This window comes from Lysinibacillus xylanilyticus (assembly GCF_001183605.1).
Taxonomy (GTDB): Bacteria; Bacillota; Bacilli; order Bacillales_A; family Planococcaceae; genus Lysinibacillus; species Lysinibacillus xylanilyticus.
Genome location: NZ_LFXJ01000010.1, coordinates 664,540 through 681,726, shown reverse-complemented (window position 1 = coordinate 681,726; position 17,187 = coordinate 664,540). Strand labels below are relative to the sequence as shown.

The 17,187-nt window shown below is 39.8% G+C and carries 13 protein-coding genes; 1 reads left to right on the top strand and 12 read right to left on the bottom strand.

The annotated features are described in order from the left end of the window. Positions 1–118: 118 nt before the first annotated feature. From ftsY to recG, 9 genes are all read right to left on the bottom strand, one after another. Positions 119–1,396, bottom strand: coding sequence for a signal recognition particle-docking protein FtsY (ftsY, locus tag ACZ11_RS20670; RefSeq protein WP_049668414.1), 1,278 nt, complete (start codon positions 1,394–1,396; stop codon positions 119–121). Beyond that, complete coding sequence (gene smc / locus ACZ11_RS20665) at positions 1,393–4,974, bottom strand: chromosome segregation protein SMC (RefSeq protein WP_049668413.1); 3,582 nt, start codon at positions 4,972–4,974, stop codon at positions 1,393–1,395. The genes ftsY and smc overlap by 4 nt, the downstream gene beginning before the upstream one ends. Positions 4,975–4,977: 3 nt before the next feature. Then, complete coding sequence (gene rnc, locus ACZ11_RS20660; protein ID WP_049668412.1) at positions 4,978–5,742, bottom strand: ribonuclease III; 765 nt, start codon at positions 5,740–5,742, stop codon at positions 4,978–4,980. A 554-nt stretch (positions 5,743–6,296) separates the two neighbouring features. Next, a complete protein-coding gene (acpP, locus tag ACZ11_RS20655) occupies positions 6,297–6,533 on the bottom strand; it encodes an acyl carrier protein (protein ID WP_008181678.1) in 237 nt (78 codons plus the stop codon). 58 nt (positions 6,534–6,591) lie between these two features. Beyond that, positions 6,592–7,338, bottom strand: a complete 747-nt coding sequence (gene fabG / locus ACZ11_RS20650; protein WP_049668411.1) for a 3-oxoacyl-[acyl-carrier-protein] reductase — start codon at positions 7,336–7,338, stop codon at positions 6,592–6,594. Further along, entirely contained in the window at positions 7,331–8,284 is a 954-nt protein-coding gene (gene fabD, locus ACZ11_RS20645) for an ACP S-malonyltransferase (RefSeq protein WP_049668410.1), read from the bottom strand. Before fabD ends, fabG begins: the two co-directional genes overlap by 8 nt. Positions 8,285–8,666: 382 nt before the next feature. After that, positions 8,667–9,659, bottom strand: coding sequence for a phosphate acyltransferase PlsX (gene plsX, locus ACZ11_RS20640; RefSeq protein ID WP_049668409.1), 993 nt, complete (start codon positions 9,657–9,659; stop codon positions 8,667–8,669). Further along, positions 9,656–10,234: a transcription factor FapR gene (gene fapR, locus ACZ11_RS20635; RefSeq protein WP_049668746.1), complete on the bottom strand. Its 579-nt coding sequence runs from the start codon at positions 10,232–10,234 to the stop codon at positions 9,656–9,658. Before fapR ends, plsX begins: the two co-directional genes overlap by 4 nt. 130 nt (positions 10,235–10,364) lie before the next feature. Continuing rightward, entirely contained in the window at positions 10,365–12,410 is a 2,046-nt protein-coding gene (gene recG / locus ACZ11_RS20630) for an ATP-dependent DNA helicase RecG (protein ID WP_049668408.1), read from the bottom strand. Positions 12,411–13,018: 608 nt separating this feature from the next. Here recG and ACZ11_RS20625 point away from each other — a divergent pair. Then, positions 13,019–13,294, top strand: a complete 276-nt coding sequence (locus ACZ11_RS20625; RefSeq protein WP_236690915.1) for a transporter — start codon at positions 13,019–13,021, stop codon at positions 13,292–13,294. Between the two features lie 303 nt (positions 13,295–13,597). Here the strand turns inward: ACZ11_RS20625 and sdaAA are convergent, their stop codons facing one another. The 3 genes from sdaAA to ACZ11_RS20610 all read right to left on the bottom strand — a co-directional run bounded on the left by sdaAA (position 13,598) and on the right by ACZ11_RS20610 (position 17,185). Beyond that, complete coding sequence (sdaAA, locus tag ACZ11_RS20620; protein ID WP_049668407.1) at positions 13,598–14,509, bottom strand: L-serine ammonia-lyase, iron-sulfur-dependent, subunit alpha; 912 nt, start codon at positions 14,507–14,509, stop codon at positions 13,598–13,600. Positions 14,510–14,523: 14 nt separating this feature from the next. Then, a complete protein-coding gene (gene sdaAB, locus ACZ11_RS20615) occupies positions 14,524–15,186 on the bottom strand; it encodes an L-serine ammonia-lyase, iron-sulfur-dependent subunit beta (protein ID WP_049668406.1) in 663 nt (220 codons plus the stop codon). A 349-nt stretch (positions 15,187–15,535) separates the two neighbouring features. After that, positions 15,536–17,185, bottom strand: a complete 1,650-nt coding sequence (locus ACZ11_RS20610; protein ID WP_049668405.1) for a DAK2 domain-containing protein — start codon at positions 17,183–17,185, stop codon at positions 15,536–15,538. Between the last annotated feature and the right edge of the window lie 2 nt (positions 17,186–17,187).

Genomic DNA, 17,187 nt, shown 5'->3' with positions numbered 1-17,187 from the left:
TTGTCTAAAAGCTTTAATTAACTGCTTTTTAGGCGTTTTTCACCTATAGCTAGTATTTCTCTTTTAAACAATGCGATTCCCTGTTTACAGACGAGCGCTTTAAATTGCTTGTGAGCTATTAGTCCTCACTATTTTGTAATTCTTTATCTAAACCATCAGCAAATAAGCCATACACATAGCGCTCTGCATCGAATGGTTGTAAATCATCCATTTTTTCACCAAGACCAACAAACTTCACAGGAATGTGTAATTTATTACGAATAGCGAGAACAATACCACCTTTTGCAGTGCCGTCAAGCTTTGTTAAAACGATCCCTGTTACATTTGTAGCTTCTTTAAATGTTTGCGCTTGAACAAGTGCATTTTGACCTGTTGTTGCATCTAATGCTAAAAGTACTTCATGCGGAGCATTTGGAACCTCTCGAGAGATTACTCGATGAACTTTTTCAAGCTCATTCATTAAGTTTACTTTGTTTTGTAAGCGCCCTGCTGTATCACAAATTAACACATCTGCATTACGGTTTTTCGCTGCACGAATTGCATCATACATAACCGCCGCTGGATCTGAACCTTCCGATTGTTTAATCACTTCACAGCCCACACGGTCTCCCCAAACTTGCAATTGGTCGATGGCACCAGCACGGAAAGTATCACCTGCCGCTAAAACAACTGTTTTACCTTGTGATTTTAAACGATGGGCAAGTTTACCGATTGTCGTCGTTTTCCCAACACCGTTTACCCCAACGAATAAAATTACCGTAAGCTCACCTTTAGGCTGCATATTTAGCTCGATTAAATCCTCTTCTCCTTGCTCATAAATTTCCACAAGTTTTTCAGAAATAATCGTTTGAATACCGCTTGTATCTTTTATATTTTTACGCTGAACCTCAAAGCGTAATTTGTCCATTAGCTCCATTACTGTTTCAAAGCCAACGTCCGCCTGTAATAATAAGTCTTCTAATTCTTCAAAGAAATCTTCATCCACTTTTCGATAACGAGCAACTAGGTCGTTTACTTTAGAAGTAAATGAATTACGTGTTTTTTCAAGTCCAGTCTTGAACTTTTGTGTAATGGACCAAGCAGAAGGTTTTTTCTCCTTTACGGGTTCTTCTACTATTGCGACCTCTTGAACTTCTTCTTGTTGCTCTTGTTGCTCTTGTTGTTCTTGTTGTTCTTGATCTTCACTTGCTACAGGAATTTCTGTTTCACTTGTTGCTTCCGTTACAGAAACTTCCTCAGCTTTTTCATTTTCATCCACAATTGCTTCAATTTGAGCAGGCTCTGTAGCTTCATCTTGTTTCTGTTCAGCAGCTTCTTCTTCAATAATCTCTGCTACTTTTTCTTCCTCGGTGGGATTGCCAATCAATTTATCTTTTAAACGTTTAAAAAAACTCATGCTTGTTCGCTCCTTTGCTCCGCAAGTACGGGTTCCTCTTCTAATTTTACTGATACAAGTTTAGATACGCCAGATTCCTGCATTGTAATACCATACAAGACATCCGCTCCCTCCATCGTTCCTTTACGATGTGTAATCACAATAAATTGGGTATTTCGGCTAAACTTCTTCAAATATTGGCTATATCGAACGACATTCGCCTCATCTAAAGCTGCCTCTACTTCATCGAGAATACAAAATGGTACAGGTCGAATATTTAGGATGGAGAATAATAAAGCGATTGCAGTTAGTGCACGTTCGCCACCTGAAAGCAAGCTTAGGTTTTGTAATTTTTTCCCTGGAGGTTGTGCTACAATTTCTATACCTGTTTCTAGCAGATTTTGAGTGTCCAATAACACTAAATCCGCCTGTCCTCCACCAAACAATTCACGGAACACACGTTTAAATTGCTCTCGAATGGCATAGAAGGTTTCGCTAAATCTTAGCGTCATTTCTTCATCCATTTCTTTAATAGCCTCATGTAATGTTTCCTGTGCAGCAAGTAAATCCTCACGCTGCTCTGTTAAAAACGAATGGCGTTCAAGGACACGATCGTATTCCTCAATGGAACTCAAATTAACAGGACCTAGCTCCTCTATAGATTTCTTCAGTAATTTCACTCGACGTCGCATATGCTCTTCATCTTCAATTGCAAGGGCTAACTCCTCAGCTTCCTCGAATGTTAGCTGATAGTTTTCTTCTAGCTGTTCATTGAAATTATTGATTTCAAAATCTACGCGACTTCGCTTCAATTCATTTGCACGTATCGCTTCAACGTAGCCTTTATGTGTACGTTGCAATTCCTTCAGCTGTTCTTCTAAAGTAGTAAGCTCTTGTTGTTGTGCTACTTTTTCATCTTTTTTCTGTGAAATAGTATCCTGCAGCGAATCTCTTCTAGCTTTCCACGTAGCAACTTGCTCATCCACTTCTTCATCACTTAAAAGTTTTGTCGATTCATCAGATTCAAGCCAGATTATTTCCTGAGAAATATTGTCGACTTTTTGACGACCTTTGTTTAATTGTAGGGCTAACTCGGCTGTAGCAATTTGTACTTGTGACATTTGCTCCTGCATAACCGCTAACTGCGAGCGTTTTTCTGCTGACTGCTCACGAAGTACATCTTTCTCCGATTCACTTTGTAGCTTCACCTTACTTAGTTGCTCCACTGTTTCATTTATCTCTAACAGTTCTGTTGCTAATGCCGTTAAACGCTCCGTAGCCGCTTCCTTTTGAGTTAACGATGCTTCTTCGCGTGTTTTTACATCTTGTGTTTCATTAGAAGCAAAAGATACTCGTGCAGATAAGCTTTTCTCGACAACCTCTAGCTCGCGTATACGACTCGCCTGTTGCATTTCATCTTTTCTTAGCTGATCACCGTCAAGCTTCAATTGTTCTACTTTGTCTCGCAATGTTGCAAGCTTCTCTTTTTCAGTCGAGACAGCCTGTTCAGCACCAAAAATAGATGCTTCCAATGATTCTAGCTTTACTATTAAACCATCTAATTCCGCTTTTCTTGTAAAGAGTGAAGATTGTTGCTTCGTTGCACCACCTGTCAATGAACCGCCTGCATTGACGATATCACCTTCAAGTGTTACAACACGATATCTAAACCCACATAATCGAGCAATTTGGCTTGCACCTTCTAAACTCGATGCAACGATGACATTACCTAGGAGGTTCTCGACAATTGTGCGGTTGTTTTCATCGAACGTTACAAGTGCGTCAGCCATTCGGACAAATGCTGGATGCTCAGTGGCTAGCTGTATCATAGATAGATTGATTTTCCGAGACTTGATAACTGTTTTAGGTAAAAATGTTGCGCGTCCAGCTCTCTTTTGTTTTAACCAATGAATTGCCTGTTGAGCATATTGTTCATTAGTTGTCACAATATGCTGAGAGGCTGCCCCTAACGCTGTTTCGATAGCTTGAGAATATTTTCCATCTACTTGGATTAACTCAGCAACGGCTCCTTCAATCCCAGCTAGTTCACCTTTATCACGTGCTAATAATACTTCTTTTACTCCATGGAAGAACCCAGAGAAATCTGCTTCAAGCTCAGCTAGCGTATCTTTTCTAGCTTTTAGTTGTTGCTGATGCTGGTAAGCTTTATAAAGCATATCCTGCTTTTCATTAAATGATGCATTGACGTTTTTAAGCTGTATTTGCAATGCTTCATATTGCTCAAGTTTTTCCTGCAATTCGTTAGATGTTGTAGTATGAGCAACATCTAGCTTCTCCTTTTCAGCTAGAATTTGCGCAAGTTCTTGCCCGATTTCATCAGTTTGATCTGACATTCGTGTCGCCATCGCTTTTTGCTGCGCTAACTGTTGCTCGATATTTTTCAATTCATTTTTAACTGTTGCTTCTTCGTTTAAGGAGTCGATATATCGGTTTTTTTGTTCTTCTATTTCTTGTTCAATTTCAGAAACAGAGCGATTTAAAGATTGTTCTAATTGCTTAATGCTTTGTTTCAGCGCTGCAACCTCTTGTTGTTTTTCAATGAACAATTCTTTTTTCTCTTGCTCTTGAGCTATAAGAGCCTCAACCTCATCTTTTGCTTCTTGTAATGCCGTATTCAATTGAAGTAGTTGATTAGAAGCATTTTGACGCTTTTCAGCCATTAACGCTTTACGACCATCCCAACGCTCTACTTCCATCGTTGCATTAACAAACTCAGCCTGAGTCGTATCTAAATAATCATCTAACTCTTTTAAAAACTTACGAATACTTGCAGTTTGCTTTTCTATCGAAGAAATATGATGAGCTTGTTTTTGCTCCATTTCATATAGCTCTGTATACTCTGCTTTCAGAGCATGCAAAGATTGTGCACAATTTTTTAAATCGTGCACAAGGATAGCGATATCAAAATCCTTTAACTCTGTTGACATTTGCACATAATCTCTTGCACTTGATGCCTGAATTTCTAACGGCTCCAGACGACTATCTAGCTCATGTAAAATATCTAAAACACGATACAAATTTTCATCTGTTTCAACAAGCTTATGCTCTGCCTTTTTCTTTCTTAGCTTATACTTTAATACGCCAGCTGCCTCTTCAAAAATTGAGCGACGGTCATCAGGTCGGCTATTTAAAATTTCATCGACACGGCCTTGTGAAATAATGGAGAAGGCCTCTTTCCCAAGTCCTGAGTCCATAAACAAGTCCGTAATATCCTTCAGGCGACACTGCTGGTTATTTAGTAAATATTCACTATCACCTGAACGGTATACGCGTCTTGTTACGCTGACTTCTGTATATGAAAAAGCAAGCTGTTCATCTGTATTATCTAAAATTAATGTTACCTCTGCAAAGTTTAGTGGCTTACGTGAGTCACTTCCAGCAAAAATAATATCCTCCATCTTTGCCCCACGTAACGACTTTGCCGATTGCTCCCCAAGTACCCAACGAATGGCATCAGTGACATTACTTTTCCCACTACCATTTGGTCCAACCACCGCTGTAACACCGGGTACAAAATCAATTCCAATGCGCTCCGCAAAAGATTTAAAGCCAATCACTTCGAGTCGTTTTAGGAACATCTATTAAGCCTCCTCTTTTGCAGTTTGCTCACGCATAGAACGCATCGCACATTGCGCAGCTTGCTGCTCGGCTTCTTTTTTTGATTTCCCACGACCAATACCAAGTTCCTGTCCATTTAATAGTACGCTCGATATAAAGGTACGGTTATGTGCAGGACCCTTTTCATCAATAATTTCATAATGAAGAAGGCCGTTATTTGTTTGCTGTACCATTTCTTGCAATTGGCTTTTGAAATCCATCACATGCGAAAAAGCACCGACTTCTACTTTCGGGAATACGATTCGTTCTAAAAAGCACACAACCGTTTGTAAGCCTTGATCTAAATAAAGGGCACCTACAAATGACTCAAATACATCTGCAAGTAGCGCTGGGCGTTCCCGTCCACCTGTTAATTCTTCACCTTTTCCAAGTAATACAAAGCGACCAAAGCCTAATTCATTTGCAAAGATAACAAGTGACGGCTCACATACTATGGATGCTCGTAGCTTTGTCAGCTCACCCTCACTCATATGAGGGTATTTCTCAAAAAGGTATTTAGAAACAGACAGTTCAAGTACTGCGTCTCCTAAAAATTCAAGACGCTCATTATCCGTAAACAATTTACGGCGATGCTCATTCACATAAGATGAATGTGTGAATGCTTGATACAATAAATTTTTATTAATAAATGTGATATTTAATTCATGCTGTAACAGCTCGAATTGATTGCGTACTTTTTCAGGAAGTACGCCAGATTTCTGCATAGTTCCTTTTCTTTTCATAGCCATTGAACAATCTGCCTTCCTAATAGTTTCTACCGTTTAAGTGTACCTTTTTCAAGGCATTTATGCAAAAGTATTTCGGCTTAAATACAATGTTTTGGAAATTAATTATTTTTAAGGTCAATTTCGCCTTGGCGTAATTGTAGCTGTCGCTTCGCTTTCGCGCAGAAAAACAATGCGTCCGGATTTTGAATTGTGCCTGCGCAATTCGTTCCTTTCAAAATCCGTGACATCCGCCGGAAGCTTTAGGCCAACGTGATGTTGGTCACTCAGTCTAAGAAAGAACGACTCTTGTATTCTTCTTACCACCTTCATAAGTGAGTGTCTTCTACTGAATGAAGATAAAAAAAAGAGGACGATCACAGTTCGCTAAACGAACCATTTCGTCCCCTTTTTAAATATGCCTCAGCATAGTATCTACTCTTCACACCGAAGAAAAGCATGAGTAATTTCTGCCAAAGGCTTTAACTTTATTCAATCATAAACATTTATTGTATAATGACCGCATCCATGTCAGCACCAGTAGAGGTGATTAATCTCTGCTATATAAAGTTAAACGATTAGTTTATTTTACTTTCGATGTATGAAATTGCAGAACCAACTGTTGAGATTTTTTCAGCATCTTCATCAGAAATTTCCATATCGAATTCGTCTTCAAGCTCCATTACAAGCTCAACTACGTCTAATGAGTCAGCACCTAAATCATCACGGAAAGAAGCTTCTAGAGTTACTTCACTTTCTTCAACACCTAAACGGTCCACGATTACTTTTGTTACGCGTTCTAATACTGTAGACAAAACATTCACCTCCCCTCAAATGATTATACAAAAAATCATAATTTATGACTAATTGAAATTACATTACCATACCGCCATCTATATGTAACGTTTGACCTGTCATATAGTTAGCATCTTCTGAAGCTAGAAAAGCTACGGCCTTTGCAATATCCTCAGGCTGCCCAAGTTTTGCTAGAGGAATTTGTGTAAGCATGCCTTGCTTTATATCTTCTGGTAGTTGCTCAGTCATTTCAGTTTCTATAAAGCCTGGTGCAACTGCATTTACTAAAATATTACGTGATGCTAATTCCTTTGCAGTTGTTTTAGTTAGCCCAATAACCCCTGCTTTTGCAGCTACGTAGTTAGCTTGCCCTGGATTACCAGCTACACCGACAATCGATGAAATATTGATGATACGGCCTGCACGTTGCTTCATCATTTGACGTGTTACTGCTTTCGTACAAAGGAAAACACCTTTTAGGTTCGTATTTAGCACATCGTCCCATTCATCTTCTTTCATACGCATTAATAAGTTATCACGAGTAATACCCGCATTATTTACTAAAATATCAAGCGAGCCGAATGTTTTCACCGCTGCATCCATTAATGCTGAAACTTCCTCTGTTTTTGAAACACTCGCTTGTACAGCAATAGCCTCGCCGCCATTCTCTTGAATCGTAGCGACAACTTCTTCTGCCTTTGCCTGTGAACCGCTGTAGTTAACGACAACTTTAGCACCCTCGTCAGCAAGCTTTAATGCAATAGATCGTCCTATTCCACGTGAAGCACCAGTTACAACAGCTACTTTACCCTCTAATTTACGCATTTATTGTCCACTCCTTCGCCGCTTCTAGTACAGCCTCTAATGATGCTTCATCATAAACACAGTATGTCGCAACAGATCGATCAATTTTCTTCACTAATCCACTTAATACTTTGCCTGGTCCACACTCAATAAAGACATCTACACCTCGTGCAATCATTTCACGCACAGATGCTTCCCATTGCACAGCGCTATATACTTGTTCTACTAACTCATGTTGAATAGCTGGAACATCCTCTAATTCTTTCGCCATGACATTGCCGATTATCGGGATTTGTGGAACTGATAATGATATATCAGCCAACGTTGCTCCTAATTTTTCAGAAGATGGTCGCATTAGCTCTGAATGGAATGGACCACTAACAACTAAAGGAATTGCTCGTTTTGCACCAGCTTCCTTTGCCGCTAAAGAAGCCTTTTCAACGCCTTCTTTTGTACCAGAAATAACGATTTGCCCTGGACAGTTTACATTCGCTACCTGAACTGGATCACCTGCTGCAGAAACTTTTTCAGTTACTTCATGCAGTGCCTCAAGCTCCATCCCTAGAATAGCTGCCATAGCACCTTGCCCTGCAGGTACAGCTTCATTCATATAAAGCCCACGCTTATGCACAACTGAAACTGCATCTTCAAACGATAGTACACCAGCGATTACTAATGCTCCATATTCTCCAAGTGAATGTCCGGCTGCGCAATTCGGCTTAATACCCGCTGCAAGTAATTTTTCTGCAACCATCACACCAGTAGTTAACAATGCCGGCTGTGCATGGTAAGTCAATGTTAACTCCTCGGCTGGCCCTTCTAACATAAGCTTAGAAAGCTCAAAGCCAAGCGATTGATTTGCACGCTCATAAAATGCTTTACTTTCTGCCGCATTCTCGATAAACTCTTGCCCCATCCCAACTACTTGAGAACCTTGGCCTGGAAAAATAAATGCTATTTTCGTCATTTTTCATTAATCCCCTTTTTAATCAATTACGCCTCGGCATAATTGCGTCCGGAATCGGCTTTGTGCTTAGGCCTGCACGAGGGCCGACACGATGTCGGTCATTTCGGTAATGCCACAGGACGTGGCGTTTTTACCGGTGCAGGTCAGTTAGCCGTTATCGCATGGATGCAATGGTTTTAGGCTAACATCCCCTAAGAACTCCTTTTCGATTCCGTGACATCCGCCGGAGGCTTTAGGCCAACAGATGTTTTTTGTGCGAAAGCGCAGTGCTCACGTAGCGTCAGCAACATGATGTTGGTCAGTCAGTCGTTGCCACAGGACGTGGCGTTCTGAGACTGAGTTCCTCTATTTCAGCGGGTGTTTGGACACCCGCTGAAAGAAGTTAATCAATTTCTAAGTGACGTACTGTATCTGTAATTGTCGAGATGACTGTATGCTCAACCATCGTATTTGCTTGGCGAATTGCACTGTATATTGCTTTGGCATTCGATGAGCCATGTGCCTTAATCACAGGTGCTTGTAAACCAAACAAGCCTGCACCACCGTACTCTGTGTAGTCCATTTTATTTTTTAGGTCACGCAAATTATTTTTCATAAGTGCTGCCGAAATTTTTGTTTTTGTTGAAGACATGAAAGCCTCTTTTAGCATTGAAAATAACGCGCTAGCAGTACCTTCTATCGATTTCAACACCATATTACCTGTAAAGCCGTCTGTTACAACAACGTCCGCTACCCCTTCAAGTAAATCTCGAGCTTCAACATTACCGATAAAGTTTAAATCTGCTTCTTTTAATAATCCAAAAGCTGCCTTCGTTAATTCATTTCCTTTTTTATCCTCAGTACCGATATTTAACAAGCCGATACGTGGCTTTTGTAAGCCGCCTACCTTTTTCGCATAAATATCGCCCATAATTGCATATTGCAATAAATGCTCAGGTCGCGCGTCTGCATTTGCCCCTAAATCAAGCATTAAAAAGCCCTTACCATCTAAAGTAGGAAGTGTAGTGGCTAGAGCAGGTCTAGCAATCCCTTCAATACGCCCTACTTTAAATAAGCCTCCTGCCATTAAAGCACCTGTATTACCTGCCGAAAGACAAGCATCTGCCTTTCCTTCTTCAACTGCATCCATCATTCTTGCCATTGATGAATCCTTTTTACGACGAACAGCGCGTGCTGGATCGTCTGTTCCTTCAACAACTTCATCACAATGTACTACAGTTAATCGATCATGTATTTTTAAAAATGGTTCAAGCTTTTGCTGCTGACCATATAATTGAATTTCTAAATTTTGGATTTGCTCTAATGCTAATAAAGCACCTTCAACAACTGATTTTGGTGCGTTGTCTCCACCCATTCCATCAAGCGCTAATTTCATTGTTGTTCACCTTTACCTTTCGTGCGGTACATATCAAATTCACCAACAAAAACTGTTTCACCGTTAACAGTGGACGTTAACTCTACTTTTGTACGATGACTTTTTTCATCACGTCCGATAACGATTGCTTTTGTAATAACACGATCTCCAGCTCTAACAGGTTTCACAAAGGTAATGTTAGAATGTACTGTTAATGCTAGTTCGTCGTCAATAACTGCTACCGCTAATGAGTTTGCCTGCGCAAACAAATGATGTCCACGTGCGATGCCATTGCGCTGAAAAACATGTTCTTCTTTTACATCAAAAATAGATAATGCACGATTATCCAATTCAATATCAATTATTTCTCCGATCACTTCATCGATCGGTAGAGATTTCACTTCATTTTCATAGGTTTTCGAAGCAACATCTTTAATTCGTTCTCGTAATTCTGGAATCGCTAATTCCATACGATCTAAACGAATTGTTTGGACACTAACCTGAAACTGTGTTGCTAGCTGTTCATCTGTGACGAATGGATTATCAGCTATCGTTTCGGATAATAGTCGCTGTCGCTCTTTTTTCGTTCGTCTCAACATCATTCGCCACCTTTTTAGTTGTTATTAGCACTTGGTACTAATATCAGTATATAGAGTATAAAAAAAGAATGCAAGACTTGTTTTAAAAACAAGCGCTCACATTCCTAATTGAGCATCAAAAATTCAGTTAATCAAAGCGTTCCCCTTGTAAAACACCTGAATTTTCAAGCATTTCACGTAAATATTTGTACTCATCATCATGCCAAAAAGCATCAGTCTTAAGCATATCCGTTGCATCTTTTCTCGCAGTTTCAAGTATTCGATAATCGTGCACTAAATCCGCTACTTTAAAATCGGGCAATCCACTTTGTTTACGCCCAAAGAAATCACCCGGACCACGTAGTTCCAAATCCTTTTCAGCTAGGCGGAAGCCATCATTCGTTTCCGTCATCGATTGCATTCGCTCTTTACCTTCATCCGATTTTGGATCGGCTAGCAACACACAATATGACTGATGTTCACCTCGTCCAACACGCCCGCGAAGCTGATGCAACTGAGCTAAACCAAAGCGTTCAGCATCATAAATAATCATAAAAGTTGCATTCGGTACGTTAACCCCAACCTCAACAACTGTTGTAGACACAAGTACGTGAATAGTTCCCTCACTAAAAGCTCGCATGACAGCGTCTTTTTCATCCGCGGATAAGCGACCATGCATTAATCCGACATTGTAACGGCCATTAAAATATGCTGCAAGCTGCTCATAGATTTCTACAGCATTTTGTACATCCAGCTTGTCTGATTCCTCGATCAGTGGACAAATAGCATAAGCCTGTCTACCAGCAGCAAGCTCTAATTCTAGCTTTGACATAACAGAGCCAAATTGCTCTTTTTTCATCCAATGTGTTTCAATTTGCTTACGTCCTGCTGGCATTTCATCAATCATTGAAACATCCATTTCTCCAAATGCTGTAATCGCCAGTGTACGTGGTATTGGTGTCGCCGTCATAAAGAGCACATCTGGATTTTCTCCTTTATCACGTAATATTCTACGCTGCTCTACACCAAAACGATGCTGTTCATCTGTTATAACAAAACCAAGCTTGTGAAAAACGACATCAGGCTGAATTAGCGCATGTGTACCAATTAAAATATCTATGTTTCCGTTTGCCAATTCTTCTAAAAGCAAACGACGCTCCTTTGCTTTCGTCGAGCCCGATAGTAAAGCTACACGTACGCCAAATGGCTCAAACCATTCCATCAAATTTTCTGCATGTTGCTCAGCTAAAATTTCCGTCGGCGCCATTAAAGCCCCCTGAAAACCAGCAGTTACAGCTGCATATAAACATATTGCCGCAACAACGGTTTTCCCCGACCCTACATCACCTTGAAGTAAGCGGTTCATACGATGAGGTTCTTTCAAATCTTTGCAAATTTCATTAACGACGCGTTTTTGTGCACCTGTTAATTCATATGGTAACGATGCAATAAAGACACGTAACTTTTGCAAATCAAACTGTATAACTGTACCGTGCTCACTGTCCTTTCGGATTTTACGCAACGCTTGAATACGTAGTTGAAAGTTTAGTAACTCTTCGTAGGCAAAGCGTCTTCTAGCCTGTTTAGCATGTCCTGCATCAACAGGGAAATGAATTCCCTCAAGCCCATCACGCATTGAAGCAAGCTTATAATCTGCCTGTAATTGCTGCGGAACAGCATCTGGTATCTCTGCACCAAACTCATCTAGCACTTGGCGCATATATTTACGAAAACGTTTTTGCGGAATCAAACCTTTTAAACTATAAACAGGTTCAAAGTCGACCTGATCTGTCTTAGGACCAAACGTTACAGACGTTCCATTGATTACTTGTCTACCTCTATCCCATTTCCCTGTAATGGTAATAATAGCTCCTGGTACAAGCTTCTGCTTCAAATAGCCTTGGTTAAAAAAAACAACCTTAACTAAATGTCGACCTGCTAGTACCGTGACTTGTAATCGTGATTTGTTGCGACCTAAAAACAATACTGTCGGCTCACGTTCAACTTTACACTCAACAGTGACACGTTCATTATGTGGTGTTTGTGCCAAATCCTTTAAACGAAAATCCTCATGTCGATGCGGAAACGTCCATAACAAATCCGCGATTGTCTCGATGCCTATTGCCTCTAAATGTCCTGCTGTTTCTTTCCCGATTCCCTTTAATTCAGAAACGGGACTCTTTAAATCAGTCACCTTGCACGACAGCTCCTCCAAAGTTTTTCACCACAAGTACTTTACCTACAGTCATCCGTTTAACCATACTATTTTTCAGCATTTGAGTTTTCCCCTTTCTTACGATTACTCTTAGCTTTCATAATATTGTTGTTTGCGTTTAACACTTTTTGAACAAATACTAAACATTATTATATATTCATTAATCATTATATAACTTTTCATTTTCACTAAGATAGCAATTCTATTCATTACTAATTGATTTATAGTTAACAGGTGTATTTATTAACCATTTTTATCCACCTTATTAAATAGAAGACTCTTCTTTCCGTTTCGGGCGAGGTCTCGTCTGTCTCGCTTTCCCGCGGGAGTCGAGTAGCCACTACGCAAATAGCAACAAAAAAATCCTTTTATCGTTCAATAATAAACCTATTTTTTTCTTACTCAACATGCCTGGATAGTTATATCTTTAAGTAGGTGTACATAAAGAACATAAACTTATTTAGCTTCAAACAAAGCCCACCTTCAGTAGAAATACATAGCTTTACAATCCTTAGGTTTTAAAAGTTCTGTTAAATAAAAGCATTAATTTCTTCTCAGCATATAATGTTGAAAAGGAGTGAAATCACTTGGGATTTTTTCCACCTCAAGGAACAATGAGACCACAATCACCTCCACCAAACTTCAGACCAACAAAACCTTCTGTGTCCTATGTCATTGATTGTGTATATCAAAATACTTATGTATGGCTTAGAAACGGGAGAGAGTTTTGGTTTTATCCTACTCGTATAGAAATGGGTGAAGTATCTGGATATAGATGGAACGGTGCCTACTGGGCGTTCTACGGATTTGATGAAGGATTGATTGATGCCGTTGCCTGTTACCCTACCCCTACCCTTTACTAAAATTCCAAAAGGCTTTTTCTTGATAGGGCTCATCACCAAAAGTAAGGGATGACATTTATTCAAACGTATGCCATATATATAATTTGATTGTAGCTTCACAGATGAAGCCCGGGAGCACAAGCAAAGCAGCTCATCATCTACACGTTACGGTGATGAGTGTATCACCAGGAAAATATATCCACCCCGTCCGAACTTCCATACTAATTCACCAATATGTTTTTTATTTTCCCTATAAAAACACCTATACCATGTAGAACCTCAAAAAAACACGCCTTCCACTTAGGAAAAGCGTGTTGAATATTTTTATTTTTGAAGTGACTTGATACTTTCTAAATTGCCGTTATCAAAGATGGCTTTGCTAATAGCTTTACCTGTTGGCGTTGCAGCAAGGCCTCCACGTGCAGTTTCTTTTAAATTCGGACTCATAGATTGTCCAATTCGATACATCGCGCCAATCACTTCGTCACATGGGATGCGACTTGTGACCCCCGCAAGTGCCATATCCGCTGCCACAAGGGAATTTGCCGCTCCCATAGCATTCCGCTTAACACAAGGAACCTCTACTAAGCCAGCTACCGGGTCACAAACAAGCCCTAGCATATTTTTCAGTGTAATGGCAAATGCTTCTGAACATTGCTGTGGAGTACCACCAGCCATCTCTACAATCGCTGCCGCTGCCATACCAGCAGCTGAGCCAACCTCTGCTTGACAGCCACCAGCAGCACCTGAAATCGAAGCATTATTAGCAACAACAAAGCCGAAAGCACCCGATGTAAATAAATAACGAATCATTTGCTCACGTGTCGGATTTAGCTTGTTCTTCACTGCAAACAGTGTCCCTGGTACAACCCCAGCTGAACCTGCAGTTGGGGTAGCACAAATTGTACCCATAGCCGCATTAACTTCATTTGTAGCAACCGCTTTACTCACTGCGTCTAGTAATAAATCACCCGACAGCGAATTTCCTTGTGATATATAATTTTGAAGTAATACTGCGTCACCGCCTGTTAAGCCTGTTACAGATTTTACACCTTTCAAGCCTCTTTCAACAGCTTCCTCCATCACCGTTAAATTATTGTCCATTTGCTGTATAATTTCTTCTCTTGTGCGTCCAGTTATTAACATTTCTTGCTCAATCATAATTTCAGAAATTAGCTTTCCTTCTTGCTCCGCTCGTTCAACTAGTTCACGAACATTATGAAACAATACATCCATATTGGTGCGCCTCCTTAGTTATTAATTTTAGAAACCTTCGAAATATGTGGTATTAAAGAAATTTGTTGCAATATTTTATCCTCGATATTTTGATCGACTTCTATCACCATAAGGGCCGTTAAACCACGTTCAATACGTGAAACCTCCATATGGCCAATGTTGACTGCATGCATCGCTAAGCAATTTGCCACATTGGCAATACAGCCAGCGCGATCATCATGAACAACAAGGATTGCTGGCATGCCACCTGTTAGACGTAGCTTGAAGCCATTAACCTCACTCACTTCAATTTTACCGCCACCGATAGAGATACCAACGACAGACATCTCTCCTTCATCATCGCCAATCACAAGGCGAGCTGTATTTGGATGCTCCATATTTGCTGTTTCAGGGATAAACTCATAATCTAAGCCCGCCTTTTCTGCATCGGCAAAAGCTGTTTTAATCCGTTCATCGAATGTATCGTAATTTAATAGGCCCCCTACCAAAGCTACATCTGTTCCATGCCCTTTATACGTTTCAGCAAACGAACCATATAAGTGGATTTTAGCCCATTTTGGTTGTCTTCCAAATAAATCTCTAGCAACGCGTCCAATTCGTGCGGCACCTGCCGTATGAGAAGAAGAAGGCCCAATCATCACTGGTCCAATAATATCAAATACTGAAGTAAACTTCATAATAACACCCCTCTATTCTATCCATATAATAATATCGATTTTTTATTTATATCATGCTTGATAGTTACTATAAAAGTAAAGCACTTCTTTATCAACTTTCAGAAAATTTACACGACTATAATTTCACAACGGAAATATTGATTAATTTTTGTCTACTCCGTATACACAATGATTTCAAAATGCCGAAATCCCAATATTTCCAAGTTCGTTGTCCTCTGGAAACATACATCAGATCATTAATTCTTAGCTGATTTTATAGTTTATTAATTCCTACTCTCCTTGTACCATAAACAAAAGCAGTACACGGCTTGTGCACTGCTTTGTCTACTTATACGCAAAGTAGATTGAATTATTCTACTGAAATAATATACGGATATAATCCTTGTTTACCATTAAATAACTCTACCTCAACCTCTGGATAATTCTCTTCAATAAATTTCACTAATTCTGAGGCGTTTTCTTCCGTTGTATCCTCACCATAGATGACTGTTACAATTTCTGCATCTTCATCTACTAAATCAGTAATTACCTTCTGAGCAGCATCTTTTAATGCCGGAGTAGATAATACAATCTTTCCTTCAGCAAGAGCCATGAAATCATCCTTATGAATTTCCACACCATCAATAGATGTATCGCGAACTGCATAAGTTACTTGGCCTGTTTTAACATTTGCAAAGGCTTCTGTCATTGTTGATTGGTTCAATTCAACTGCCGCCTCTGGATTAAACGATAGAATCGCCGCCATACCTTGAGGGATTGTTTTCGTTGGAACTACAGCCGCTTCTATATCTAAAAGCTCTACTGCTTGTTCTGCTGCCATGACGATATTTTTGTTATTTGGTAAAATCAATACTTTTTCAGCACCAATTTCTTGTACTGCCTTCACGATATCTTCAGTTGAAGGGTTCATTGTTTGACCGCCTTCAATAACGTAAGAAGCACCAATTGAACGAAGTAATTCAGCAACTCCCTCGCCCATTGCAATCGTTACAATTGCATATGGGTGCTTTTCTGCTTTTTTAGCTGAAGAAGGTGCTTTATGCTCCTCACCAACAATGGCAGAATGCTGTTCACGCATATTGTCGACTTTAATTTTAATGAGACTACCATATTTTTGGCCCATTGCTAAAACAGCGCCTGGTTGCTCAGAATGAATATGCACTTTTGCAATTTCTTCATCTGAAATAACGAGTAAAGAATCACCTAGAGGGCTTAATTCATTGCGGAATTGTTCTTCACTAAATGGCTCTTTTCCTTCTTCAAAACGAACCATGATTTCTGTACAATAACCAAATTCAATATCCGCAGTATCCATGAAATCTTGTGCTCTATGATGTTCTGCATTAATTAAATCATTTAAAGTTGCTTCATTTTTCACCGGTAATGGCTCGCCTTTTAAGGATGCTAAAAATCCTTCATACACAAATAGAAGACCCTGACCGCCACTATCTACAACACCGACTTCTTTTAGAACAGGTAGAAGTTCAGGTGTACGTTGCAACGAAGCCTGTGCTTCAGCAGTAAATGCTTCCATTACCGCAATGATATCGGTTTCAGTTTCTGCCACTTCTACACCTTTTTTCGCAGCTTCACGTGCAACCGTTAAAATTGTTCCTTCAACTGGCTTCATTACTGCTTTATAAGCAGTTTCTACGCCTGCTTGGAAGGCACCCGCAAAGCCCTTAGCATCAATTGTCTCTTCTTTTTCGATAGATTTACCAAAACCACGGAATAACTGCGATAAAATAACGCCTGAATTTCCGCGTGCTCCCATAAGTAAACCTTTTGATAAAGCTTGAGCTGTTTTGCCGATATGTTCTGACGCATATTGCTCTGTTTCTTTTGCCCCAGATGTCATCGATAGGTTCATATTCGTTCCTGTATCACCATCTGGTACTGGAAATACATTTAATGAATCAACATAATTTGCATTTTGGAATAGGTGATGGGCACCCATTTGCACCATTTCTGCAAACTTTATTCCGTCTAAAGACTGCATTA

Excerpts from the sequence above, each read along its gene's own strand:
- ftsY (WP_049668414.1), bottom strand. The coding sequence starts at position 1,396 with ATGAGTTTTTTTAAACGTTTAAAAGATAAATTGATTGGCAATCCCACC.
- smc (WP_049668413.1), bottom strand. The coding sequence starts at position 4,974 with ATGTTCCTAAAACGACTCGAAGTGATTGGCTTTAAATCTTTTGCGGAG.
- rnc (WP_049668412.1), bottom strand. The coding sequence starts at position 5,742 with ATGGCTATGAAAAGAAAAGGAACTATGCAGAAATCTGGCGTACTTCCT.
- fabG (WP_049668411.1), bottom strand. The coding sequence starts at position 7,338 with ATGCGTAAATTAGAGGGTAAAGTAGCTGTTGTAACTGGTGCTTCACGT.
- fabD (WP_049668410.1), bottom strand. The coding sequence starts at position 8,284 with ATGACGAAAATAGCATTTATTTTTCCAGGCCAAGGTTCTCAAGTAGTT.
- plsX (WP_049668409.1), bottom strand. The coding sequence starts at position 9,659 with ATGAAATTAGCGCTTGATGGAATGGGTGGAGACAACGCACCAAAATCA.
- sdaAA (WP_049668407.1), bottom strand. The coding sequence starts at position 14,509 with ATGGATGTATTGTTTCATAATGTTCGTGAACTAGTTGAACGAGCGGAG.
- sdaAB (WP_049668406.1), bottom strand. The coding sequence starts at position 15,186 with ATGAAGTTTACTTCAGTATTTGATATTATTGGACCAGTGATGATTGGG.
- ACZ11_RS20610 (WP_049668405.1), bottom strand. The coding sequence starts at position 17,185 with ATGCAGTCTTTAGACGGAATAAAGTTTGCAGAAATGGTGCAAATGGGT.